Raw genomic sequence first — 23026 nt, forward strand, 5'->3', positions numbered from 1 at the left:
CTGGTTTAAATAAACCATCGCGGTTAACCTTTTTACCCTGATCCAGTAAGCCCCGCAAAACGTATATTTGAGAGCTTAGTTATTGTACGGCGAGAACCCCTATTAATACCTTGATGATTTTTTTAATATCATCGCAAAAGTGTCATAAAGATCGTCAACACTGTAATGAAGCTAAACACAACATCGTTAATTTATTAACTGCATTTGGCTATAAATAATAGCGCAGAGTAAATAACAAGAATAAAGTGAGTTTTATTATGTCTTATAAATACAATGGATCTATGATCCAAATTGCCCATCCGGTGCAATCAATTTCTGTAAACAAACAACGTGTTATTTTTAGTGATACGCAAGGTTTGAAAAACGCAATGTTTCAAAAAGCGAGTGAAGCGCGTGAATTTGTAAAATGGTTGAAAGCCAACTAATCATTGCAAGCAATTAACTGCTTAAATAGTTAATGTTAAAAAAATGTGCCAGCTTTGTAGCTGGCATTTTACTTTGTTGCACTAAATTGACTACAATAACAATAATTTCATTGTTTTAGGTAGTTGTAGTAATGCTCCGTGCATTTTTGTGTATCACCTTGTATTTAAACATTTCTTCGCACAGTTACGCCCACACTATTAACTGGCTAACCCATGACTTTGCGCCCTATTACATTTTAAATGGCAAATACCAACACCAAGGACGTGATGAAAGCGTTATAACCTTGCTAGAGCAACAACTTCCCCACATCACCTTTAATCGTCTTATTATCCCCTCTGGCAAAGTAACGCAAGAACTAGCCAATAAATCGGCCACGCATTGTGCCCTGTCACTTTATAAAAATGCATTTAGAGAACAGTTTATTCACTTTAGTGAGCAAAGCTCAACCACGGGCCTTTCACCTTCTGTTGCTATGCATAAAGGCTTGGCAAGCTCGCTTGAAGTGCCTAATGAGGAGGCCGTATCTTTGTATGATTTATTGGCAGAGAAAAAGCTTACCTTAGGTGTGTCTATGAACCGCTCATACGGCGAACAACTCGACAGCGTAATAAATAACACTCCTGATGTTGATATTGTTATTCGCCCAACGCGAAATAGTTTAGCCAGCCTTACCTATATGCTTAATTTAAAGCGCTTAGACATTTTATTAGGTTACCCAAGTGAGCATCATTACTTAGCTAAATCTATGTACTTTGAAGAAAACCTTACTCAACGAGCGATTGTTGAAGCGCCGCCGTTGAGCTATGGTTATATTGGCTGCACTAAAAATGAACAAGGTGCTAAAAACATTCAACTATTAGATGAACAATTAAAAAAAATTAAGCAAACCGAGCAATACCACCAAGTAATGTTACGCTGGTTGCCCCCACATTTAAAACCCTTATTAGAATCAAGAATTCACGCTACAAAAAACAAAAACGCTACTAACTAAAGTGGCGTTTTAATTTAATCTACGCTTTATTTTTTACGCACACCTTCAATAGACAGCCCAATGTCAACATGGGTAGACGCCGGCCCTAAATTATAATCAATGCCGTAATCGGCCAGCTTTAAGCTGGTTTCGCCCTCAAAGCCAGCACGGTAGCCACCCCAGGGGTCTTGCCCTTCACCTACTTTATCCATTTCAAAGGTAATGCGTTTAGTTACGCCATGCAAAGTAAAGTCGCCCGTTACTGTGGCTGTATCACCATCGGTAAATTTCACATTGGTGCTTTTAAATGTTGCTGTTGGGTATTTATCTACATTTAAAAAGTCTTTACCGCGTAAGTGTTTATCACGCTCAGCATGGTTAGAGTCTAAACTTGCTGTATCTATATTTACTAAAATATTAGACCCTGTTTGCGCTTTAGCATCGTAACTAAAGCTGCCATCAAAACGGTTAAATCGACCGTGCAGCCAGCTGTAGCCTAAATGCTTAATTTTAAAGGTAACAAATGCATGCGCCCCTTGCGTATCAATTACATAATCTGCTGCATTTGCAGTAGCCGATAACATCATTACACTCGAGAGAGCTGCACTTACTAGTCGTTTTTTCATGTTAGTATTCCTTTGGTTTGATCATTCTCGTTAAGGTTTTATCTTTATCAATAAAGTGGTGCTTTAATGCCACCAGTACATGCAAAACAGCCAAGCCAATTAATGTACACGCACCGTAGTAATGAATTTTTCCGGCAATATCGGCTTGTCCATCAAAGTTATAATCCAAAGCAGGTACATTAAATATCGAAAAAACAGCGATTGCTCTGCCATCAGCGGTAGAAATCAAATAACCCGCCACGACAATGACTGCTAAAATTAGGTACATAACAATATGCGCGGTATGCGCAATGTGGTTTACTGTTTTATTTTGACTAAGGGGGCGAGGTTTAGCGCTGAATACACGCCACAAAATTCTAAAAATAAGCACTGCGGCGAGCGTTATACCTATACTTTTATGTAAATCCAGTGAACCTTTATACCAGCTGTCGTAATAGGTTAGCTCAACCATGTATAAGCCCAAGCCAAATAAACCAAACACGGTCAAAGCCATCAACCAGTGTAAAATAATGGCAATAAGGCCATAAGATGTGGGCGTATTTTTAAACATGTGGGTTCCTCTAAATTCAATAATTTAAGAATATAGAGGGTGAAGAAAAACTAAAATAGCGTATACAAACAGCATCTGTGCATATACGCACACATAGGTTGAGCTACAGGTTTTTACAAGGGCGTGTCGGTGAGGTTTATGTAAATTACGCTATCAGGGGTGACTTGCAAGCAGCTAATTAAGCCTTCTTTTATAAGCTCAAGCATAGCAATAAAGCTAACCACTACACCACTTCGCCCTTCACTAAGGGTAAATAAATCGCTAAACGGCAGCGCTTTTTTTGCGTTACTCAGCTGGACTAAAATTTGGCTCATCCGCTCACGGGTAGAGAGTACCTCGGCTGACACTTGGTGGTGCTCAAATGTTTTGGCGCGCGCCATTAAATCACTCAGTGCTAACATTAAATCTTTTAATTCAAGCTCTGGCAGGTTTTTGGTGGTATTTTCACTAACCGGCATGCTCGCATGTGCTACAAAAATATCACGGCCTACGCGAGGTATAGCATCTATATTTTCGGCTGCTTTTTTAAACTGCTCGTATTCTTGCAAACGCTTAATTAGCTCTGCGCGAGGGTCTTCCTCTTCTTCGAGCTCCTCGTGCACTGGCAATAACAGACGCGATTTTATTTGCGCCAATAACGCCGCCATTACTAAGTACTCACCGGCAAGCTCTAACTGAAACTCACTCATCATTTCTACATAACTAACATATTGCTCAGTAATGCTAAAAATAGAGAGTTCGAGTACATCCAACTTGTGTTTTTTAATTAAATACAACAGTAAATCAAGCGGGCCTTCAAAAGTTTCTAGGATAATTTCAAGTGCATCGGGCGGAATGTATAAATCTTCGGGTTTATCTACAACGGCTTTGCCATGCAAAAAAGCCAGTGGCAGCTTTTGCTGCACTGGCTCACTTTGAGTATTTTCAACGCCCGGTGTTGTATCACTCACACAGGTTACTCAAACGGGCTGGTGTCGCCACACCCTACACGCAAAATATGAATATCATCTTCTGATAGATCAATAACCGTGGTTGCTTGCTCTGCAAGGTGTCCGCCGTCAATAATTAAATCTACGTGTTTATCTAAACGCGTTAAAATTTCATCAGGGTCGGATTCTGTAAACTCTTCTCCAGGTAAAATTAACGAACACGACATTAACGGCTCCCCAAGCTCTGCAAGTAATGCACAGGCAATAGGGTGCTCTATAACGCGCATACCAATGGTTTTTTTCTTATCGTTTAATAACCGCTTTGGCACTTCTTTTGTGCCTTTAAAAATAAAGGTATATGGCCCTGGCGTATTATTTTTTATAAGCCTAAACATTTGGTTATCTACGCGGGCATACGTTGCAAGCTCAGATAAATCACGGCATACCAGCGTAAAGTTATGGTGTTTTTCTATACCACGAATACGCTCAATACGCTCTTTTGCTTGCTTATTACCGAGGTTACACCCTATCGCATAGCCCGAATCTGTTGGGTAAACAACAACCCCGCCCTGTTTAATAATATCAACCGCTTGGCTGATCAATCGTGGCTGTGGGTTTGCTGGGTGAATATGAATTAATTGACTCATGATAATGCTCCTTCTTGTCCTTCCCACACTTGCCAAACCCCTTGGCAGTCTTTGGGTAAGTATAAGTTTTTACCTAGCTCTAAATAACTAGTTGGAAAATGAAAGTCAGAACCTTGCGAGCACAGTAAACCGTACTCTTGGCTCAATTGCCCTAAAAATTGGCGTTCTGTAGGTGCTTGTTGCGGCTGCGCAACTTCCATCGCATCGCCCCCGTCACTTTTGTATTGCACAAGTAACTTACGTAACCATTTATTAGACATTTGATAACGCCCAGGGTGTGCAAGTACTGCAACCCCTCCCGCAGCATGAATGGCGCTAATGGCTGTTTGCATATCACACCAAGCGCTTGGAACATAACCTGTTTTACTGCGCCCTAAGTATTTTTTAAACACCCCGGGGAAATTTTTAGCGACTCCCCGCTCTATTAATGCACGCGCAAAATGAGCACGGGTAATTTGGGCGTTTTCTGCCAGCGCCATGGCTTGCTCGTAAATGCCATCAAAACCATTTTTTGCCAGCCTTTTACCTATTTCGATTGCGCGTTCATCACGCTTTTGCTGCTGCGCTAATAGTAATGATGTAAGGGCATTGTTGTTTATATCAATATTTAGCCCAACAATATGTATTTCAAAGCTTTCCCACTTGGTAGAAATTTCTACACCAGAGATAAGCTTAAGCGGTAGGTTTTCTGTTTTGATAAACGCTTTTGCCGGCGCAATAGCGGCCACGGTATCGTGATCGGTTATCGCAAACACATCAATGTTTTTTTCTACGGCGCGGTTTAATAATTGCTCAACTGTTAAATGTCCGTCTGAATGCGTTGTATGGCTGTGTAAATCGTATTTTATCAAAAGAAAACTGCTTAAATTTAAAGGTAATAGATGCTTATATAAGTATAACAACTTTTTTGACTAAATTGTTTTAAATAAACACTTGACACAAAAGCGCTAAATACGTTTTACTGTAGCCACTTTAAGACACATTAAGAATTAACAACAATGATCAACTCAATTCAAAACACTATTTGGTGGTGGCACTCATAATTTTTGGGTGATGAATTGTCGTGTCTAGCAAATATTCAAAACCCGCAACTATGCGGGTTTTTTTATAACTAAATTTTACGTATTTAATTTTTTATTTTGAGGCAAAAAAACATGAATAACGGTCTTACTCTTACACATCGTTGGTGGTGGCGCCTGATATAGCGGGACGGTAATGATCTGTTTGTAATTTAGATATCGTTATTCAAACCCCGCATTGCAAAAGCATTGCGGGGTTTTATTTTTTGAGGGAATGAGGTTTGATTTTTAGTCATATAACTACCACACCAGGCGAAGTGACAAGCATAACGCAAATACGTGACTACATTAGTAGCCCACTTGCACTTTATGCAGCACTTGATAAGCCTAATTCGCTACTGCTTGAATCAGCCGAAATTGATTCTAAAGACAGTGTTAAAAGTTTAATTTTAGTTGACTGCGCGCTGCGCATTGTTTGCCAAGGTAAAACCGTCACGGTTAGTGCTCAATCTAATAACGGTAAACAGTTATTGCCGTATTTAAGAGCCAATGTACAAAGCTGTGATGCAACCTTAACCGACACAAGCCTAACCCTTGAGTATAAAGGTGGCGCTAATGACATTGACGAGGCAAGTAAACTGGTTGCCGACAATGCATTTAGCGCATTACGCACCTGTATAAACAGTATCAAAAGCACCACCGAAAACCCGTTTTCGGTATTTTTAGGCGGTGTATTTGCCTACGACATGGTGGCTAATTTTGAGCAGCTAAGCGACGTACCCGATGGTGAAAACACTTGCCCAGACTACGTTTTTTATTTAGCCGAAACCTTAGTCGTTATCGACCATCAAAAACAAACCACCGAGCTTATTGGTAATGTGTTTAATGGCCCCGACGTACACGCTAATTGTTTTGAGGTAGGTAAAGAGCTAGAACGGTTAAATGCCTTATGCGACAAAGCAGAAGAATTTAGTGCCCCTATGCAAACAGGCACCTGCGATGTAAGTGTTGATATAAGCGATGAAACTTACTGCGAACAAGTAGTTAAGCTTAAAAAGAACATTGTTGATGGTGATATTTTTCAGGTTGTGCCTTCGCGTACGTTTTCATTGCCCTGCCCTGATTCATTGCACGCGTATAGCCAACTTAAAAAGCAAAACCCAAGCCCGTATATGTTTTATATGCGCGATGAAGACTTTGCTTTATTTGGCGCATCTCCTGAATCGGCACTTAAGTACGAAGTGCACAGCAAACAAGTTGAAGTTTACCCTATTGCCGGTACTCGCCCACGTGGAAAATTTGCCAATGGCGCAATCAACCCAGATTTAGACAGCCGTATAGAGCTTGAACTAAGAAACGATCAAAAAGAACGTGCTGAGCATTTAATGCTGGTTGATTTAGCCCGTAACGATGTAGCGCGCATTAGTGTAGCCGGCACACGCCATGCTAAAGAGCTATTAAAAGTAGACCGCTACTCGCAAGTAATGCACTTGGTTTCTCGCGTGGTGGGCACATTAAAGCCGGAGCTTGATGCACTGCATGCTTATCAAGCGTGTATGAACATGGGCACACTGGTAGGCGCTCCTAAAGTACGTGCCGCCGAACTTGTACGCCAAACCGAAGGCAAACGCCGCGGCAGCTATGGTGGCGCAGTAGGTTATTTAACTGGCGATGGTGCAATGGATAGCTGCATTGTTATTCGCTCAGCGTTTGTAAAAAATAATACCGCGTATGTACAAGCAGGTGCAGGTGTTGTTTACGATTCTTATCCGCAAGCCGAAGCTAACGAAACCCGCGCTAAAGCCCAAGCGGTGATCACCGCCATAAAATCGACTTATGAGGCGGTATAAAATGAGCACAGCAAACCCTATGAAAATATACTTTTTAGATAACTTTGATTCGTTTAGCTACAACCTTGTTGATGAACTAACCATGCTGGGCTGTGAGCTTGTGGTATACAGAAATAACATAAGCGCAGAGGTTATTTTTAATAAAATGCGCCAAGAGCCAGGGCAAGTATTATTAGTGCTTTCGCCAGGGCCTGGTGCACCCAGTGATGCAGGTTGCTTAATGGAATTAATCGAACTGGCTAAAGGCCACTTCCCTATGCTAGGTATTTGCCTAGGACAACAAGCACTTACACAAAGTTACGGCGGAGTAATCGGCCATGCGGGGGAAACCGTACACGGTAAGTCATCAATCATTGATTTAAACCCGCACCCAGTGTTTGAAGGAATGGGCAACACCATGCCTGTAGCACGTTACCATTCATTAATGGCAACCAAGGTACCTGAAAATATTGAGGTAATTGCACAATTTGACGATATTCCTATGGCTATATATCACCACGACGATAAAGCCTTAGGTTATCAATTTCATCCTGAGTCAATACTTACGCCAAATGGTGCGATGCTACTTCAACAAAGTGTTGCGTACTTAACGCGCACCAACTAATAGAGGACATTATGAGTACACAAGCAAAAGAGACCATAAATGTTCAATACGCTATTGAGCAACTTATTCAAGGCAAGTCGTTAAACTATGCCCAATCAAACGCTTTATTTAACCAAATAATGCAAGGTAACATGAGCGAAATAGAGCTCACTGCATTGCTAATTAGCCTTAAAATAAAAGGCGAAGTAAGCGATGAAATTGCCGGCGCTGCTGCGTCAATGCGTCAAAACGCTGTTGCCTTTACTACCGCTCGCACGCAACTTGCCGATAGCTGCGGCACCGGGGGCGATGGCTCAAACACTATTAATATTAGTACTACCGCAGCTATTGTTGCAGCTGCCGCGGGTATTAATATGGTAAAACATGGCAATCGCAGTGTATCGAGTAATTCAGGCTCAGCCGATTTACTCAAAGCACTGGGCATTAATATTGATATGAACCCAGAACAAGCTGCAAAATGTCTTGAGCAAACCCATTTTACCTTTTTGTTTGCACCGCATTATCACAGTGGTGTACGCCATGCGATGGGCGTACGCACTGCACTTAAAACACGCACCATTTTTAATATTTTAGGCCCTCTTGCTAATCCAGCGGCACCACAAGTGCAATTACTAGGTGTTTACGATGAATCTTTATGTATGCCAATGGCGCAAACACTCAAAACATTAGGCACTCAGCGCGCAATGATAGTGCATGGCTCAGGCACTGACGAAATTGCTCTGCACGGCCCAACCAATGTAGTTGAGCTAAACAATGGCGAAATAACGCAGTACACATTAAACCCAAGCGACTTTGACCTTGCAAACTATTCACTTGAACAACTAGCCGGTGAAGGCCCACAATACAACGCAAATGCTAGCCTTGATATTTTACAAGGTAAAGGCAGTGATGCGCACAATGCTGCAATCGTGGTCAATGTGGCTGCACTTTTATACCTAAGCGGTAAAGTACAGTCATTAAAAGAAGGCGCACAACAGGTACAAACATTACTAAGTTCAGGCACAGCCATGAACACATTAAATGCAATTATTGAGGTAAGTCATGGCTAATGTATTAGACAAAATTGTTGCTGATAAAAAACAAGAGCTTATAGAGCGTAAAGCCGCACGCCCCCTAGAGAGCTTTAAGCACCTTGCCGTTCCAACTAGTCGCAGCTTTTATAAAGCGTTAGCAAAACCGGGAACGCAATTTATTTTAGAATGTAAAAAAGCATCTCCGTCAAAAGGGCTAATAAGAGAGCCGTTTGATTTAACCGAGATCACCTCTGTTTATAAAAAATACGCCACCTGCATGAGCGTGCTTACAGATACTAAGTACTTTCAAGGTAGCTTTGATTATTTAGAATTTGTGCGTAGCCAAGTAGAGCAACCACTTATTTGTAAAGATTTTTTTATTGATGAGTACCAAGTGTACATGGCACGTATTTATGGCGGCGATGCTATATTACTAATGCTTTCAGTACTTGATGACGAGCAATATAAAACCCTACATGCAGTTGCCGACTCGCTTAACATGTCGGTATTAACCGAAGTAAGTAACGAAGAAGAAGTGCACCGTGCCCTTGCACTCGATGCACAAATCATTGGTATTAATAACCGTGACTTACGTGATTTAAGCACTGACTTAGCCACCACCGAAAAACTACGTAAACTCATCCCACAAGATAAAGTGGTTATTTCAGAGTCTGGTATTTACACTCATCAAGATGTTAAACGTTTAGCGCCATTATGTGATGGTTTTTTAATTGGCAGCTCTTTAATGGCTGAGCGCGATTTAGAGCAAGCCTGCAAAAAAGTGATTTTAGGTGATAACAAAGTGTGCGGCTTAACCCGAACACAAGACGTACAGGCCGCTTACAACAACGGCGCAGTGTACGGTGGACTCATTTTTTACCCTAAATCGCCTCGTTATGTTGATTTAGATTGTGCGATTGAGCTGAGCCAAAGTGCACCACTAAAATTTGTCGGTGTATTTGTTAATGCAAGCCCGCAGCAAGTGGTACAATACGCGCATGAGCTAAAACTTGCCGCAGTACAATTACATGGTCAAGAAAGTGACGATTATATTGCAACACTGCGTACACAGTTACCTAAAGGGTGTGAAATTTGGAAAGCACAGGCAATTAAAAACACGTTGCCAACTCCAGCTAAAGGCGTAGACCGCCATCTTTATGATACCCACAGCGATACACAAGCCGGTGGTACAGGTAAAGCATTTGATTGGGCAGTACTGCGCGACGCAACAACCCCTTTTATGCTAGCGGGTGGCTTAAATCCAGACAATATAAAAGATGCGCTTTTACAAGGTGCCCTAGGCCTTGATTTAAACTCAGGCGTTGAAGAATCTGCGGGTAAAAAGTGCCCTATCAAATTACAAAATGCTTTTACAAGCATCAGAAATTATTGAGGTTATAATGCAAAATCCAGCTTATTTTGGCGAGTTTGGCGGTATGTTTGTACCTGAGCTACTTGTCCCTGCGCTTAAGCAGTTAGAGAACGAATTTAACAAAGCACAAAAAGACCCCGAGTTTGAGGCTGAGTTTACAAAGTTATTAAATGAGTATGCCGGTCGCCCTACGCCGCTAACATTAACGCGTAATTTAATTAAAAACCCTAAAGTAAAACTTTACCTTAAGCGCGAAGACTTATTACACGGCGGCGCACACAAAACCAACCAAGTACTTGGTCAAGCGTTGCTGACTAAACGCATGGGCAAAAAAGAGGTTATTGCCGAAACTGGTGCCGGCCAACACGGCGTGGCAACAGCGCTAGCCTGTGCATTACTTGGTTTGAAATGCCGCATTTATATGGGTGCTAAAGATGTTGAGCGCCAGCAGCCTAACGTATTTAGAATGAAATTAATGGGCGCAGAGGTTATTCCGGTAACAGCCGGCTCTGGCACATTAAAAGATGCAGTAAACGAAGCACTACGCGACTGGTCTGCAAACTACCAAGATGCGCATTACTTACTTGGCACCGCAGCGGGCCCTCACCCGTTCCCTACTATTGTACGAGAGTATCAAAAAGTAATTGGCGAAGAAGCCAAACAACAAGTACTAAAAGCAGAAGGACGCTTACCAGATGCCGTACTTGCGTGTGTTGGTGGTGGCTCTAACGCCATTGGTATGTTTACTGACTTTATAGACGAGCCAAGTGTAAAACTTATTGGTGTGGAGCCTGCAGGTAAAGGGTTAGATACCCACGAGCACGGCGCTACAATTTGTAAAGGTACTAAAGGTATACTGCACGGTACCTATACGTACATTATGCAAAATGACGATGGCCAAATTGAAGAGTCATACTCAGTATCTGCCGGTCTTGATTACCCAGCGGTTGGGCCACAGCATGCGTTTTTACACGAAACAGGCCGTGCTCAATATGTGGGTATTACCGATACAGAAGCCCTTGACGCGTTCCAAGCACTTGCTAAAAACGAAGGCATTATTCCAGCTCTTGAATCAAGCCATGCTCTTGCTTATGCGCTTAAATACGCCGAAGAGCAAACAGAAGAAAGCATTTTAGTGGTTAACTTAAGTGGCCGTGGCGACAAAGATTTAACCCACGTACACAGTGTTTTATCACAAGGAGGTCAACTATGAGCCAGTTAAATACAGATCGTTACGGTAAAACCTTTGCTGCACTTAATGAGCAAAAACAAGGTGCATTTGTGCCATTTGTTACCATTGGCGACCCAGGTAAAGAGCAAAGTATTGCGATTATTAAAAGCTTAATTGATGGCGGCGCGGATGCACTAGAACTAGGTATTCCGTTTTCAGACCCAATCGCCGATGGCCCAGTTATTCAAGCTGCAAATATTCGCGCGTTAGAGGTAAACATTAATACGCAAGATTGCTTTGATATTATTAAAGAAATACGCGATTACAATGCAGATATCCCAATTGGCTTATTATTGTATTCTAACCTTGTGTTTAAACGCGGTTTAGAAACATTTTATAAAGATGCTAAAGCGGCGGGCGTAGACTCTATTTTAGTTGCTGATGTACCACTGCATGAATCTAAAATGTTTAGAAAAGCAGCCATGGCAAACGGTGTAGACCCAATATTTATTGCGACACCCAATGCCGATGACGACACCCTGCGCCAATGTGCATCTTATGGCCGTGGCTACACTTATTTACTATCGCGTGCGGGTGTTACCGGTACCGATACTAAAGCGCAAATGCCAGCGGGTAACATAGTAACTAAGCTAAAAGAATACCATGCAGCCCCAGCTTTATTAGGCTTTGGTATTTCAACACCTGACGATGTAAAAGCCGCGCTAAATGCCGGCGCCGCTGGTGCTATTTCAGGCTCGGCCGTTGTTAAAATTATTGAAGCCAACCTTAATGATTTAGACGCGATGACAGCACAGTTAAAAGCGTTTGTAGCTGATATGAAAGCGGCCACCGCGTTGTAAAAGCTTAAAATTTACACATTAAAAAAGGGCATGTTAAATGCCCTTTTTTATTAAGCTCTAAACTTAATGAGCTTGATGCTTACCTTCTAAAATTTCTTCAATAAATTTTGCATTAAATGCTTCTAAATCTGCAGGACTGCGACTTGTTACTAAACCTTGATCTACACTCACCTCTTCATCAACCCAGTTTGCACCTGCATTGATCAAATCACTTTTAATGCTCGGGAATGATGTAACGGTACGATCGCGTAATTTATTAATTTCGGCAAGTAACCAAGGTGCATGACAAATAGCTGCGACGGGTTTGTTTTTCTCAGCACCAAAAAAACCGTCTATAAACGCTTTTGCGTGCTTATCTTGGCGTAACGTATCGGGGTTAAATAAGCCTCCAGGCAGCATAAGCGCATCGTAATCGCTGGCACTGGCATTTGTAACAAGCTTATCTACGCTTACTTTGTCGCCCCATTTATCTTCATCCCAGCCGGTTATTTCACCCTCTTTTACCGACACAATATCGATATCGGCGCCAGCATTAAGTAAAGCATCACGTGGAGATAATAGCTCACTTTGCTCAAAGCCATCGGTGGCTAAAATAGCAATTTTTTTGCCTTGTAAACGAGTGCTTGTTTGTAATGTAGACATATAGATCTCCTTATTGCGTTTAATAAAATGTTTCTATCACCCTATTAAAAGCATAACCGATGCCAAACTTAACTAACTGAAAGTAATGAATATTATAAATTTAAGATATCAAAGCTATGTAAATCATTTAGAGGGTTTGAACAATCTACATAGCTTAATTTAAAAGTGCGTATTAAAAATAAACACACACGCTTTGCTTATATTATTAAATAGCTAGGCGTTTACTTATAGCCGGTAAATTAGTTTGTAGGCGTACCATTTCAGCAAGTACTTTTCACTAGTAGCGACTATTTAAAGGCGATCTTTTAATGCTTTAGCAGGTTTGAATACAGCCTTGTTAGCGCCTTCTATTTCAATACTTTCGCCTGTTTGTGGGTTACGCCCAGTGCGTGCTGGGTAGTAGCTTAAAGCAAATGTACCAAACCCATTAATTTGCACTTGGTCGCCTTCAGATAAGGATTTAGTAATTACTTTTTGTAAGCTAGTAAGGGCTGCTTGCGTGTCTTTTTTTGTTAGTTCACTGCGTTTTGCCATTTGGGTAACAAGTTGTGCTTTGTTCATTGTAGGCTCCTAAATGCACACTTAATCACTGTTGGTTAAGCGTGGGAATATGATGATGGATAATTAAAGCCACGCAGGCTAAGGCTTACAGGGCAACAAGTCAACCTTGTAGTTGCCTAGTGTTATGTGGTAAAAACTTCCCTGACTTTTTTTGTATAATTTAGGTAGTATATGCACGCATTGATTGAATACATCCCGCTAATATTATTTTTTGCGGTATTTAAATTAGTTGATATTTACTGGGCAACAGGCCTTTTAATGGTCACTACGCTTATTCAAGTTGCGTATAGCTACTTTAAGCATGGCCATGTACCTACTCGCCAATGGCTATTTTTTGCTATAGCAGCGGTGTTTGGCACATTAACTTTAGTACTCCACGATGAACAGTATATAAAATGGAAAGCCACGCTAATTTACGCCGGATTTAGCCTCACCTTATTAATTAGCCGTTATGTACTTAATAAAAATCTTGTTAAAAAAGCCCTGAGTTCAATCCTCGAAAACGCTAACGACTCTAAACAGGCGATTGAAGTACCTGAGCCTGTGTGGAATAAGCTTAACTTAATGTGGGTTGCTATTACCGCAGGTATTGCAGTACTGAATATTTACATTGCGTATAATTTCTCACTCGATTTTTGGGTAAACTTTAAAGTGTTTGGCTTAATGGCCATTACTTTTGTGAGTATTTTGATCACTATTTTTGCTTTGTATAAGTACTTCCCTGATGAAGAAGAACCTGCAAAGTAAAACACCTTCGTCATAAAAATGTCGTCTTTGCTTGATAGCGTGTAAAAAAAATCAATCAGAGACGACCTTGAACGCCAATCAATACCGCTGGTTTGAATTTACCCTTATATTTGTTTTATTGCCTTTAATAGGCTTTACCCTTCGTAATTACCTAGCTAACTGGTTAATACCCGCACTGATTGTTTTAATGAGTGTGTGCTGCATGTTGTTACTGAACGACCCTCATTTTAAGCGCTTTAGACTCACAAGCCTTGGGCAGTTTTCTACGGTAAAACGCCGTTTATTTAGCTTCTTTTTTTTAGGCGCGCTTTTTTCAGGCGTGTTTTACGGCATTATTCATCAAGAAAACTGGTTTAGTATGCCACTGCACTCATTTTATAACTGGTTACTTTTACTACTTCTATACCCGCTGCTGTCGGTATTACCACAAGAGCTAATTTTCAGAACCTACTTTTTTCATCGCTATAAACGCATTATGCCCAAAAAAAGAGTCCGTATAGTAGTAAGCGCAACGGTGTTTGCCCTTGCCCATATTGTGTATGCCAATTGGCTGGCTGTAGGCTTAGCATTTTTAGGCGGGTTATTATTTTCGTTTACCTATGCGCAAAGCCGCTCAACCATAGTGTGTGTAATTGAGCATAGTTTATGGGGCTTGTGGATGTTTACACTGGGGATTGGCAGTTCATTAGACTCAGGAGCTATCAGCTAACAACGTTTGGTTGCAAATTTAACACAAAAAAGCCGCGTTAATACGCGGCTTTTGGCAACTTTTTTAAGCCTAAAAACCAAATAACTTAAAGGCAAAAAACTTAGTCGCTACTGTGTTTATAAATATGGCTAATAAAATAATCGGAATAAACGTAGAAAGCGAAAAGTTAACGTATTTTTCCATAAAGCTGCCGGCGTAATTTGGTGAGCCTTGGCTTAGCTCGTCTGTTAAGCGCGCTTTTTTCCAGCGATACATAACAAACAAACATACCATTAAACCATTTAGTGGCAATATAGTGTCGTAAAATACATCATAAACAATGTCAAAAAAACTTTTATTACCGCTGCCATAATTAGTAAACGAGGTTAGGCTATCAACCATACCAAACGACATAGTACACAATATAGTTAACACACCGGTAGCTAACGTTAAAATACCTAATGCTTTTTTACGGCTGATCCCTTTACGGTCGCTAAGCGTTGCTGTAGGTACCTCTACGATTGATACAAGCGAGGTAATCGCTGCAAAAAACACTAATAAAAAGAACGAAAACGCCACTACAGACGCGCCAAAGTAACCAATATCATTTTGTAGTGCTAATAAAATTTTAGGTAAGTATACAAATATCATCGATACAGACGAGTCAGAAAGTGCGGCTGGGTCGGTATTAGGATCAAAACTAAATATTGCCGGTAACACCATTAAACCAGCAACAAATGCTACTAATGAGTCGGTAATAGCCACCATTTTAGCACTACCAACAATGTCATCTTTTTTAGATATGTAAGAGGCGTACGTCATCAAAATACCCATACCTAACGATAGTGAGAAAAACGCTTGGCTTAGTGCACCATTAAGCACGCTGGCGCTCATTTTAGAAAAATCAGGAATAACATAATATTTAACACCCGCCATGGCGTTATCAAGCGTTAATACATACGCAACAAGGGCAAGCAACATAACAAATAAAGCCGGCATTAAAAACTTAGCGGCTTTTTCTATACCTTGCTTAACCCCACCCAATAAAATAAGGTTAACAATAATAACTACCACAGCCATATAACCAAAAACAGTGTAGCTATTTATAAAGCTGCCAAAATGGCTAGGATCTGCCAACGCATCTAAATTACCCATGGCCGTTTGGCTTAAGTAACCAAAAATCCACACAGTAATAACCATGTAAAATACGGCAATCATAAACGGCGTTAATACCGCCAAAAAGCCTGCAAACTTCCATTTTTTATCGTTATTTGCCAGCGCTTTGTAAGAACCTAGTGGATCTTTTTGCGCGTTACGACCCATGGCCATTTCAGCCATCATGACCGGCAAACAAATAAAAGCAACAAACAAAGCGTATACAAGTAAAAATGCACCCCCACCATTTTTAGTTGCCGACACAGGAAAACCTACTAAGTTGCCAATACCCACTGCCGAACCTGCTGCAGCCAGTATAAAGCCAAGACGGGAGCTAAAATGCTCTCTATTATTGCTCATGTATTAACCTTGTTATTTTTAAGTTATTCAAGCGACTCTACCAGTGTTGTGCCGCGCTTTTCAAGCAATTACACACTAAAAATAATTAATAACTGTAAACCTAGCTTTAACGGTAATTTGTTCACCAAGTATCAACGTTGTGCTAGTATTTGCGTTATTAAACTTAACATTTTTTTGAGAATGACTATGTTGTACATGATTTATTCAACCGACGTTGAAAACAGCTTACCGCTTAGAAAAGAAGCCCGCCCCGCCCATTTAGCACGCTTAAGCGAACTTTACTCTCAAAACCGTTTGTTTGTTGCCGGCCCACTGCCAGCAATCGACAGTGAAGACCCGCAAGATGCTGGATTTACAGGCTCATTAGTCATTGCCGAATTTGAGTCACTTGAAAAGGCACGTGAATGGGCAGCCGCTGATCCGTACGTTACAGCCGGCGTATACGCAAACACTGTTGTAAAACCATATAAAAAAGTATTACCAGCGTAACGAACACCCTGAATTTAAAACGTTATTTAATTCAGGGTTGGTTCACAGCTAATTAATTAAGCTGGCTAACGTAAAAGCGTATATTGGACGTTTTTACTTGAGTTTTAGTAGCTTAGTTAATTAGAATAGCTGGGTTTGATCTAGGAGTTCCCGTCATGCGTGTATTATTAACCCTTGGTTTAATTGCCTGTATTAGCGTCAGTGGCGCCGTACACGCAAGTCCAACTGTTACCAAAGCAGTTAAAAAAACTGAGATCAGCAAAAAGAAAGCCGTAATACTTGCAAAAGAAGAAACTGACGGTAAAACCTTAAAAATTACAGAACAAGCAAAATTTTATACTGTACGTATACTCAAATCTGACGGCCACGTCGTTGATTTACATATAAATAAAAAAACCGGCGAAGTGAAAAAGGATTAGCAAATGCGAATTTTAGTTATAGAAGATGATTTACACTTAGCAGACAACCTACGTAATGCTTTAGAGAAAGAACGCTACAGTGTTGATTTATGTCACGATGGCGAAGCTGGCCTATTCCATATTACAGAATACCCGCTAGATATGGCGGTGGTTGATTTAGGCTTACCAAAAATTGACGGTATTGAGCTAATCAATAAAGCACGTGCACAAGGCGTGACTATCCCTATTTTAATTTTAACAGCGCGCGACCGCTGGCAAGACAAAGTTGAAGGCCTAGATGCAGGTGCCGACGACTACTTAACCAAACCGTTTCATGTTGAAGAATTAATTGCGCGTTGTAACGCACTTATTCGCCGCAGTGCGGGTAAAGCAAACCCAGAAATGACAGCGGGTCCAATTAAAATTCATACTCGTTCGCAACAAGTGTGGGTTGATGACAAAGAACTTAGCCTTACAGCTTATGAGTACAAAGTACTTGAGTATTTAATGGTTAACCCGCAAAAAGTAATTTCTAAATCAGAACTTACTGAGCACATTTACGACCAAGATTTCGATCTTGATTCTAACGTTATCGAAGTATTTGTACTTCGTTTGCGTAAAAAATTAGACCCTGAAGGCACATTAAACCCAGTAGAAACACTACGTGGGCGTGGTTACAGGCTTAAAAGTCAGTGGTAGCATCGCAAATATCGCTTAAAATAAGACAAGGATTTATCCTTGTCTTTGTTTTATTGGTGGCACTGCCTATTTTGTTTTACTCGATTGGTAAAGCGTATTACGCCTCATTAGTCGAAACCACCGAAAAAAATCTAGAAGCCCACTTATACTCCCTTATTTCTGAAGTCGACTTTACTGAGCGCGGCATTATTATGCCCAGCACAATTTTAACGCCTGAGCTTAATAACTTAAATTCAGATACCTACGCAATGATTTACCGCGATGATGTACCTGTATGGCACTCAGAGTCGGCAGTAAATGTAAACTTTAAACCCGAGTACATAGAGCCTAAAGCAGGTGCGGCCGACTTTAGACGTGTTGTTTACAACAATGCGGTTTACTGGCAGTTAAGCCTAACGGTAATTTTAAATAATATTGACCAATCTGAGCAGGCACGGTTTATATTACTCAAACGAAACGATGCATTGCTAAGGTTAATGGATGGCTTTAAGCAAACCTTAGTCGATTGGATGTTTATAATGGGTATAGCGATTGCTGCTTTAATGGCAATTGGCTTTATTTGGAGCGGCCGGCCTTTACAACGTCTTGATAAAGAAATAAAAGCCATTGAGTCGGGCGATATTCAAGAAATTAAAGGCTTGTACCCTGTAGAGCTGCAAACAATTAAATCAGACCTAAACTTATTATTAGAATCTCAGCAACGTCAAAAAGAGCGTTACAGGGCCTCTTTAAGTGACCTAGCACATGCATTAAAAACACCCCTTGCGGTATTAAAATCAAGCCCGCTTGCAAACGATGCCGATGCCCAAGAGCAACTTGATAGAATAAATGTGATGATCGAGCATCAGTTAAAGCGTGCCGCTACTGGTGCCTCAGACACATGGAAAAAACAAACCCCAGTTAAACCTGTTATTGATTCTATTTTAAGTGCAATGGCCAAGGTATACCGCGATAAAGACATTATTTTTAATTGCACTGTAACCGATAAAGATTACTTTTTAGGGGATCAAACAGATTTAATGGAATTACTGGGTAATTTAATTGATAACGCCTGTAAAGCATGTCGCTCGCAAGTAGAAGTACAAGTCATTCAAAGTAAAACACTGTGCATAGGCATTAGTGACGATGGGCCAGGTGTACCCGAGGATAAACGCGAGTCTTTATTAACCCGTGGTACCCGCCTAGACACTTATGAAAGCGGCCACGGTGTGGGTATGGCGATAGTCTCTGACTTGGTTAACTCTTATAACGGCCACTTAACGATTAATAAGTCTGACACCCTAGGCGGCGCACAATTTATTTTAGAGTTTAATTACAATGATAAAAAATAGCCTGTTAATCACACTTACAAGCCTATTAGCCCTAAGTGCTAATGCCAGCGCGAAAACACAGTGTACGCTTGAGCAAAACGCAACGCCAAGCCAAACTAAACGCTATACGCAGTGTTTAGACACGCAAATAAATCAGGCGAAGTACAGTCAAGGTACGTGGATTCAAAAACGTAAATATGAACTCACTAAACTAGAAGAGCAAAGCGGAAATACGCAAATCCTGATGTTGTTCAAGCGCAGCGTCGATAACCACCAAAAGTATATTGAAGCAAGCTGCCAATGGCGCTATATATTAAAACTGCCAAATGCCAGCCAAGCCGCTATAGATTACAAATTATGTGAACTTGCTCTTATTGAGCAGTTTACTCAAGTGCTTAAAAACCCGCTTTAAATGGGGGTATTAACCTCCATTAAAAAAGCGATTAGTACTGTGTATTAATCGCTTTTTTGTATTAATCAAATATGCATATTTAACGAACTGATATTATTTATCGTCTATCGACTCGCCAGTGCCAAGTAGCGTGGCAACCCAGCGCCCTTCATCACTTGCCTCAAGGGCTATTTTAACTATCATAGTAAGCGGTACCGATAGCAACATACCTACAGTTCCTAATAACCAGCCCCAAAATATTAACGACAAAAACACCACTAAGGTAGAAAGCCCAAGGCCTTTCCCCATAAATTTAGGCTCTACAATGTTACCCATAACCGTATTAATGACCAAGTAGCCTGCTCCAACAAGCCCCGCGGTCAGTGGACCTTGTGTAATTAGTGCAAGTAATACTGCAGGTACTGCAGCAATAATAGAGCCTATATTAGGGATGTAATTAAACATAAACGCTAAAACGCCCCACAGTACAAAATAATCAACATCTAAAATCCATAAATAGAATGCGGCAATAACACCTGTGCCTAAACTAACCAAGGTTTTAATTGCTAAATATGAATTAATTGAAGCCAAAAAGCGGTCTATTTGTTCCATTTTTCGATCTGGATCGGCAAGTGCCATGTGGATTTTTTTGCTTAGAGTAGGCCCTTCAAAAAGCATAAACACCACTGTTAATATAATTAAAAACATGTTTGCCATTACACCGCCTAAGCCAGTAAGCATATTAGTGGCTACATCGACCATTTTACCTGGGTCAAACATGGAGAGGATTTGATCTCTATCGATTAAAATATTGTATTGCGATGCAAGATCGACCAACCACACAAACTCTTCTTTTAGCCGAGCTTTATATTCAGGAAGTTGCTGCGAAAAGTCGTTAACAGATTGCCCCACAAGGCCGCCTAAGCTTACACCTAAGCCGACAATTATAAGTACCACAATAACAACAGAAACCCCTTTTGGGATGCGATAGCGGCCAAAAAAAGTGATCAGCGGGTTACATACAATGGCAATAAACGCTGCCAAAATAAAGGGGATAATAATAACACTTGCGGCCTTAATACCGGCTAATACAACCACCAGTGCTGCAAATATTATTAAGCTTTTATTTACACCAGTTAAACTTGCCAACGCGCCAATCCTTTTCTAATTAAACTCGCTTTAGTGTAAGACAAAAACTAATTAAATGAAATATTTACAAAGTGATCGTTGTTTTTAAAATCACGTAATAATTTGCAATAATAGATTTTAAATAGTATACATTTTAAACACTTTGTGTACTTATATTTGGTAAGGTTGCTATGCATATATTTTTTACAGGTGCCACTGGGTTAATTGGCAAACACTTAACCCCCTTTTTATTACATCATCACAAAGTAACTGTACTTAGCCGCAACAAAACGAAAGCACACGTGCTACTAGGGCATAATATTGATGTTGTGACTGACGTAGCAAATATTGATTTTAACAATATTGATGTTGTTATTAACCTTGCCGGAGAACCAATCGTTAATAAACGATGGACTCAATCACAAAAGAAAATTATTAGAGACTCTCGTATAAAGCTCACTGAACAAATTAGTGATGCCATTACAAAGTGTGCTACACCTCCAGCCACGTTTATATCTGGCAGTGCTATTGGTTACTATGGCCGCCAAGGCGATACCCCCGTTGATGAGCAGAGCAGCGATGTAAATGATGAATTTAGCCATCAGCTATGTAAAGAGTGGGAGCTCGCAGCCCTAAAAGCGCAAAGTGATAAAACACGGGTGTGTTTATTACGCACAGGAATTGTACTTAGCAAAAACGGTGGCGCTTTAAGTAAAATGCTACCTGCGTTTAAGTTTTTTTTAGGTGGCCCGATTGGCGATGGTAAACAAGGTATGTCGTGGATACATATTGATGACATGACTCAACTCATTTTATTTATTATTAAGCATAAAGAGGTATTTGGGCCCGTGAATGCGACTGCACCAGCTCCTGTAAGTAATAAAGTATTTAGTAAAAGTTTAGCAACTGCCCTTTCTCGTCCTGCAGCCTTAACTATGCCAAGCCCTGTGCTAAAAGTGTTAATGGGTGAAATGTCTGATTTGCTCACTACTGGGCAGTACGTAATACCCAAAAAAGCGTTAGCGCATAATTACCGTTTTCATTTTACGGATATAGATTCGGCTTTGAGAAGTTTAATAAAGTAGGTGTATTCAGCATAGATACACCTAATAAAGGTTATAAAATACTACTTTAAGCTGGCTTGTAAAATTTTTTATACGCCCTAGTATCTAGTCTCCATTAAAATAGTCGTTTTATAATAAAAGAACCTTTATATGCTGCACTTACCAACCGTTATAAGCCTTTCTTTTATTTTAAACCTTATAATCGGGCTGTATTTTATCTCTATCTATAAATATAAAAAACAAGCGAGCTTTTTATATTTTGGCCTTGCTTGTAGCACCTTTACGCTCGCCATTGTCTGCGCAAGCTTACGCGTGCTCCTTAATTGGCCGTTTATTACCCATTACTTTGCAAGTCTATTTATTATTGCTTGCCCACTTTTTTTAATTATGGGTTTAAAAGCACTCAGCCCTTTAAATAAGAGCATATACAAGCAAGTTAGCTGTTTTCTAATCGTGGCTTCGGTTTTTTTACTCGTAGTTTACAACACCGCAGCAGAGCAAATATTGGTTAGTTTAATTCTGGCAGGGTTATTTTTGTATGCTTCGCATATTGTTTTAAACACCCGCTTTATAGCAAAAATACAGCAGCGTATGTTGTTACTTTGCTTATTACTACATGCAATCGTTATGTTGATACAGGGTGCTTTATTACTATTGCCTTTTTTTACTGAGCTCAGCTTTAACTTTGCCTCTGTTTTACAAATTACATTAGCGGTACATTTAATACTTGCCACCAGCGCCGCCCTATTGCTGCCTTTTTTGGTGTTTGCCAATACAGAGCATACGCTCAATACTCTTGCTAATCGTGACCCATTAACCCAGCTATTAAATAAACGCGGCTTAAATGCAGTTGCCAATACGTTATTTAGTAAAATTAGTACCGAGCAACCCCTAAGTATTATTATGGTCGATATAGACTTTTTTAAGCGCGTTAACGATGAATACGGGCACGATGCAGGCGATGAGGCAATTAAATGGGTTGCGCAGCATATTGCAGCGCTTTTTTCTAAGAGCGCAGTTACCTCGCGTGTTGGCGGCGAAGAGTTTGCAATTTTACTTAACCACTGCACTTTAAATGAGGCACAGTGCGCGGCAAACACCCTCAGAAAAAACATTAAAAACAAGCCTTTTAGCTACTACGGTAATACCATTTATTTAAGAATAAGCGCAGGAGTGGCATGCAGCGATTCTCAAACAAACTCTTTTAAATCGCTACTTAGTGCGGCAGATAAGCGCTTGTATATTGCTAAAACCACAGGGCGCGACAAAGTTATATGTAAATCTGCACAAAACCCTTTTATAAGTAAAAAACCGGTTTGCACATAAAAAAAGCCCTTCAATTGAAGGGCTTTGACAT

Annotated in this window: 26 protein-coding genes; 17 read left to right on the forward strand and 9 right to left on the reverse strand. The window is 40.5% G+C overall.

The window, feature by feature from the left end:
- Positions 1-257: 257 nt before the first annotated feature.
- Together QUE46_RS09570 and QUE46_RS09575 are read left to right on the forward strand one after the other, a co-directional pair.
- Positions 258-425, forward strand: coding sequence for a hypothetical protein (locus QUE46_RS09570; protein ID WP_024033460.1), 168 nt, complete (start codon positions 258-260; stop codon positions 423-425).
- A 131-nt stretch (positions 426-556) separates the two neighbouring features.
- Positions 557-1417 (forward strand): transporter substrate-binding domain-containing protein, encoded by an 861-nt coding sequence (locus QUE46_RS09575; RefSeq protein WP_286244592.1) that lies wholly within the window; start codon positions 557-559, stop codon positions 1415-1417.
- Between the two features lie 26 nt (positions 1418-1443).
- On the opposite strand, the gene QUE46_RS09580 is transcribed toward QUE46_RS09575, so the two are convergent.
- From QUE46_RS09580 to QUE46_RS09600, 5 genes are all read right to left on the reverse strand, one after another.
- Positions 1444-2022 carry a YceI family protein gene (locus QUE46_RS09580; RefSeq protein ID WP_286244593.1) on the reverse strand — a complete coding sequence of 193 codons (579 nt, stop codon included), beginning with the start codon at positions 2020-2022 and terminating at the stop codon, positions 1444-1446.
- A 1-nt stretch (position 2023) separates the two neighbouring features.
- Positions 2024-2572: a cytochrome b gene (locus tag QUE46_RS09585; protein WP_286244594.1), complete on the reverse strand. Its 549-nt coding sequence runs from the start codon at positions 2570-2572 to the stop codon at positions 2024-2026.
- A gap of 113 nt (positions 2573-2685) precedes the next feature.
- Positions 2686-3522 carry a ScpA family protein gene (locus QUE46_RS09590; protein WP_286244595.1) on the reverse strand — a complete coding sequence of 279 codons (837 nt, stop codon included), beginning with the start codon at positions 3520-3522 and terminating at the stop codon, positions 2686-2688.
- Between the two features lie 5 nt (positions 3523-3527).
- On the reverse strand, positions 3528-4148 hold the full coding sequence (locus QUE46_RS09595; RefSeq protein ID WP_004586789.1) for an L-threonylcarbamoyladenylate synthase: 621 nt from the start codon (positions 4146-4148) through the stop codon (positions 3528-3530).
- Entirely contained in the window at positions 4145-4999 is an 855-nt protein-coding gene (locus QUE46_RS09600; protein ID WP_286244596.1) for a PHP domain-containing protein, read from the reverse strand. Before QUE46_RS09600 ends, QUE46_RS09595 begins: the two co-directional genes overlap by 4 nt.
- 449 nt (positions 5000-5448) lie before the next feature.
- Here QUE46_RS09600 and QUE46_RS09605 point away from each other — a divergent pair, with 449 nt between their 5' ends.
- Genes QUE46_RS09605 through trpA form a run of 6 tightly spaced genes read left to right on the forward strand, consistent with a single transcriptional unit; the run spans position 5449 to position 12037 of the window.
- On the forward strand, positions 5449-7017 hold the full coding sequence (locus tag QUE46_RS09605) for an anthranilate synthase component 1 (RefSeq protein WP_286244597.1): 1569 nt from the start codon (positions 5449-5451) through the stop codon (positions 7015-7017).
- 1 nt (position 7018) lies between these two features.
- Positions 7019-7621, forward strand: coding sequence for an aminodeoxychorismate/anthranilate synthase component II (locus QUE46_RS09610; RefSeq protein ID WP_286244598.1), 603 nt, complete (start codon positions 7019-7021; stop codon positions 7619-7621).
- Positions 7622-7632: 11 nt separating this feature from the next.
- Positions 7633-8670, forward strand: a complete 1038-nt coding sequence (gene trpD, locus QUE46_RS09615) for an anthranilate phosphoribosyltransferase (protein ID WP_286244599.1) — start codon at positions 7633-7635, stop codon at positions 8668-8670.
- Complete coding sequence (trpCF, locus tag QUE46_RS09620) at positions 8663-10027, forward strand: bifunctional indole-3-glycerol-phosphate synthase TrpC/phosphoribosylanthranilate isomerase TrpF (protein WP_286244600.1); 1365 nt, start codon at positions 8663-8665, stop codon at positions 10025-10027. The genes trpD and trpCF overlap by 8 nt, the downstream gene beginning before the upstream one ends.
- A gap of 7 nt (positions 10028-10034) precedes the next feature.
- Positions 10035-11219, forward strand: a complete 1185-nt coding sequence (trpB, locus tag QUE46_RS09625; RefSeq protein WP_286244601.1) for a tryptophan synthase subunit beta — start codon at positions 10035-10037, stop codon at positions 11217-11219.
- Complete coding sequence (gene trpA, locus QUE46_RS09630; RefSeq protein ID WP_286244602.1) at positions 11216-12037, forward strand: tryptophan synthase subunit alpha; 822 nt, start codon at positions 11216-11218, stop codon at positions 12035-12037. Before trpB ends, trpA begins: the two co-directional genes overlap by 4 nt.
- Before the next feature lie 63 nt (positions 12038-12100).
- Here trpA and QUE46_RS09635 read toward each other — a convergent pair whose 3' ends face one another.
- Together QUE46_RS09635 and QUE46_RS09640 are read right to left on the reverse strand one after the other, a co-directional pair.
- The gene (locus tag QUE46_RS09635; protein WP_004586797.1) at positions 12101-12679 is read right to left on the reverse strand and encodes a type 1 glutamine amidotransferase domain-containing protein; all 579 of its coding nucleotides are present in this window, start codon (positions 12677-12679) and stop codon (positions 12101-12103) included.
- Positions 12680-12970: 291 nt separating this feature from the next.
- Positions 12971-13240: an HU family DNA-binding protein gene (locus QUE46_RS09640; RefSeq protein ID WP_286244603.1), complete on the reverse strand. Its 270-nt coding sequence runs from the start codon at positions 13238-13240 to the stop codon at positions 12971-12973.
- A 171-nt stretch (positions 13241-13411) separates the two neighbouring features.
- Here QUE46_RS09640 and ispZ point away from each other — a divergent pair, with 171 nt between their 5' ends.
- Positions 13412-13987 (forward strand): septation protein IspZ, encoded by a 576-nt coding sequence (ispZ, locus tag QUE46_RS09645; protein ID WP_286244604.1) that lies wholly within the window; start codon positions 13412-13414, stop codon positions 13985-13987.
- A gap of 67 nt (positions 13988-14054) precedes the next feature.
- Positions 14055-14696 (forward strand): CPBP family intramembrane glutamic endopeptidase, encoded by a 642-nt coding sequence (locus tag QUE46_RS09650; RefSeq protein ID WP_286244605.1) that lies wholly within the window; start codon positions 14055-14057, stop codon positions 14694-14696.
- Between the two features lie 69 nt (positions 14697-14765).
- Here the strand turns inward: QUE46_RS09650 and QUE46_RS09655 are convergent, their stop codons facing one another.
- Positions 14766-16190: a sodium-dependent transporter gene (locus QUE46_RS09655; protein WP_286244606.1), complete on the reverse strand. Its 1425-nt coding sequence runs from the start codon at positions 16188-16190 to the stop codon at positions 14766-14768.
- Between the two features lie 186 nt (positions 16191-16376).
- Between QUE46_RS09655 and QUE46_RS09660 the strand changes: the two genes are divergently transcribed.
- The 5 genes from QUE46_RS09660 to QUE46_RS09680 all read left to right on the forward strand — a co-directional run bounded on the left by QUE46_RS09660 (position 16377) and on the right by QUE46_RS09680 (position 19498).
- Positions 16377-16679 (forward strand): YciI family protein, encoded by a 303-nt coding sequence (locus QUE46_RS09660; RefSeq protein ID WP_286247719.1) that lies wholly within the window; start codon positions 16377-16379, stop codon positions 16677-16679.
- 155 nt (positions 16680-16834) lie between these two features.
- On the forward strand, positions 16835-17098 hold the full coding sequence (locus tag QUE46_RS09665) for a hypothetical protein (RefSeq protein WP_286244607.1): 264 nt from the start codon (positions 16835-16837) through the stop codon (positions 17096-17098).
- A 3-nt stretch (positions 17099-17101) separates the two neighbouring features.
- Entirely contained in the window at positions 17102-17776 is a 675-nt protein-coding gene (locus QUE46_RS09670) for a response regulator transcription factor (protein ID WP_089347888.1), read from the forward strand.
- Positions 17770-19107 (forward strand): ATP-binding protein, encoded by a 1338-nt coding sequence (locus tag QUE46_RS09675; protein ID WP_286244608.1) that lies wholly within the window; start codon positions 17770-17772, stop codon positions 19105-19107. The genes QUE46_RS09670 and QUE46_RS09675 overlap by 7 nt, the downstream gene beginning before the upstream one ends.
- The gene (locus tag QUE46_RS09680) at positions 19094-19498 is read left to right on the forward strand and encodes a hypothetical protein (RefSeq protein WP_055014388.1); all 405 of its coding nucleotides are present in this window, start codon (positions 19094-19096) and stop codon (positions 19496-19498) included. Before QUE46_RS09675 ends, QUE46_RS09680 begins: the two co-directional genes overlap by 14 nt.
- A 93-nt stretch (positions 19499-19591) precedes the next feature.
- Here QUE46_RS09680 and QUE46_RS09685 read toward each other — a convergent pair whose 3' ends face one another.
- Positions 19592-20626, reverse strand: a complete 1035-nt coding sequence (locus tag QUE46_RS09685; RefSeq protein WP_286244609.1) for an AI-2E family transporter — start codon at positions 20624-20626, stop codon at positions 19592-19594.
- A gap of 170 nt (positions 20627-20796) precedes the next feature.
- Here QUE46_RS09685 and QUE46_RS09690 point away from each other — a divergent pair, with 170 nt between their 5' ends.
- A complete protein-coding gene (locus tag QUE46_RS09690) occupies positions 20797-21690 on the forward strand; it encodes a TIGR01777 family oxidoreductase (RefSeq protein WP_286244610.1) in 894 nt (297 codons plus the stop codon).
- A 432-nt stretch (positions 21691-22122) separates the two neighbouring features.
- The gene (locus QUE46_RS09695) at positions 22123-22995 is read left to right on the forward strand and encodes a GGDEF domain-containing protein (protein WP_286244611.1); all 873 of its coding nucleotides are present in this window, start codon (positions 22123-22125) and stop codon (positions 22993-22995) included.
- Positions 22996-23026: the final 31 nt, after the last annotated feature.

Source organism: Pseudoalteromonas sp. MM1 (assembly GCF_030296835.1).
In the GTDB taxonomy this organism is placed as follows: domain Bacteria; phylum Pseudomonadota; class Gammaproteobacteria; order Enterobacterales; family Alteromonadaceae; genus Pseudoalteromonas.

Excerpts from the sequence above, each read along its gene's own strand:
- QUE46_RS09570 (WP_024033460.1), top strand. The coding sequence starts at position 258 with ATGTCTTATAAATACAATGGATCTATGATCCAAATTGCCCATCCGGTG.
- QUE46_RS09575 (WP_286244592.1), top strand. The coding sequence starts at position 557 with ATGCTCCGTGCATTTTTGTGTATCACCTTGTATTTAAACATTTCTTCG.
- QUE46_RS09580 (WP_286244593.1), bottom strand. The coding sequence starts at position 2,022 with ATGAAAAAACGACTAGTAAGTGCAGCTCTCTCGAGTGTAATGATGTTA.
- QUE46_RS09585 (WP_286244594.1), bottom strand. The coding sequence starts at position 2,572 with ATGTTTAAAAATACGCCCACATCTTATGGCCTTATTGCCATTATTTTA.
- QUE46_RS09595 (WP_004586789.1), bottom strand. The coding sequence starts at position 4,148 with ATGAGTCAATTAATTCATATTCACCCAGCAAACCCACAGCCACGATTG.
- QUE46_RS09610 (WP_286244598.1), top strand. The coding sequence starts at position 7,019 with ATGAGCACAGCAAACCCTATGAAAATATACTTTTTAGATAACTTTGAT.
- trpD (WP_286244599.1), top strand. The coding sequence starts at position 7,633 with ATGAGTACACAAGCAAAAGAGACCATAAATGTTCAATACGCTATTGAG.
- trpCF (WP_286244600.1), top strand. The coding sequence starts at position 8,663 with ATGGCTAATGTATTAGACAAAATTGTTGCTGATAAAAAACAAGAGCTT.
- trpB (WP_286244601.1), top strand. The coding sequence starts at position 10,035 with ATGCAAAATCCAGCTTATTTTGGCGAGTTTGGCGGTATGTTTGTACCT.
- trpA (WP_286244602.1), top strand. The coding sequence starts at position 11,216 with ATGAGCCAGTTAAATACAGATCGTTACGGTAAAACCTTTGCTGCACTT.
- QUE46_RS09635 (WP_004586797.1), bottom strand. The coding sequence starts at position 12,679 with ATGTCTACATTACAAACAAGCACTCGTTTACAAGGCAAAAAAATTGCT.
- QUE46_RS09640 (WP_286244603.1), bottom strand. The coding sequence starts at position 13,240 with ATGAACAAAGCACAACTTGTTACCCAAATGGCAAAACGCAGTGAACTA.
- ispZ (WP_286244604.1), top strand. The coding sequence starts at position 13,412 with ATGCACGCATTGATTGAATACATCCCGCTAATATTATTTTTTGCGGTA.
- QUE46_RS09655 (WP_286244606.1), bottom strand. The coding sequence starts at position 16,190 with ATGAGCAATAATAGAGAGCATTTTAGCTCCCGTCTTGGCTTTATACTG.
- QUE46_RS09660 (WP_286247719.1), top strand. The coding sequence starts at position 16,377 with ATGTTGTACATGATTTATTCAACCGACGTTGAAAACAGCTTACCGCTT.
- QUE46_RS09665 (WP_286244607.1), top strand. The coding sequence starts at position 16,835 with ATGCGTGTATTATTAACCCTTGGTTTAATTGCCTGTATTAGCGTCAGT.
- QUE46_RS09670 (WP_089347888.1), top strand. The coding sequence starts at position 17,102 with ATGCGAATTTTAGTTATAGAAGATGATTTACACTTAGCAGACAACCTA.
- QUE46_RS09680 (WP_055014388.1), top strand. The coding sequence starts at position 19,094 with ATGATAAAAAATAGCCTGTTAATCACACTTACAAGCCTATTAGCCCTA.
- QUE46_RS09690 (WP_286244610.1), top strand. The coding sequence starts at position 20,797 with ATGCATATATTTTTTACAGGTGCCACTGGGTTAATTGGCAAACACTTA.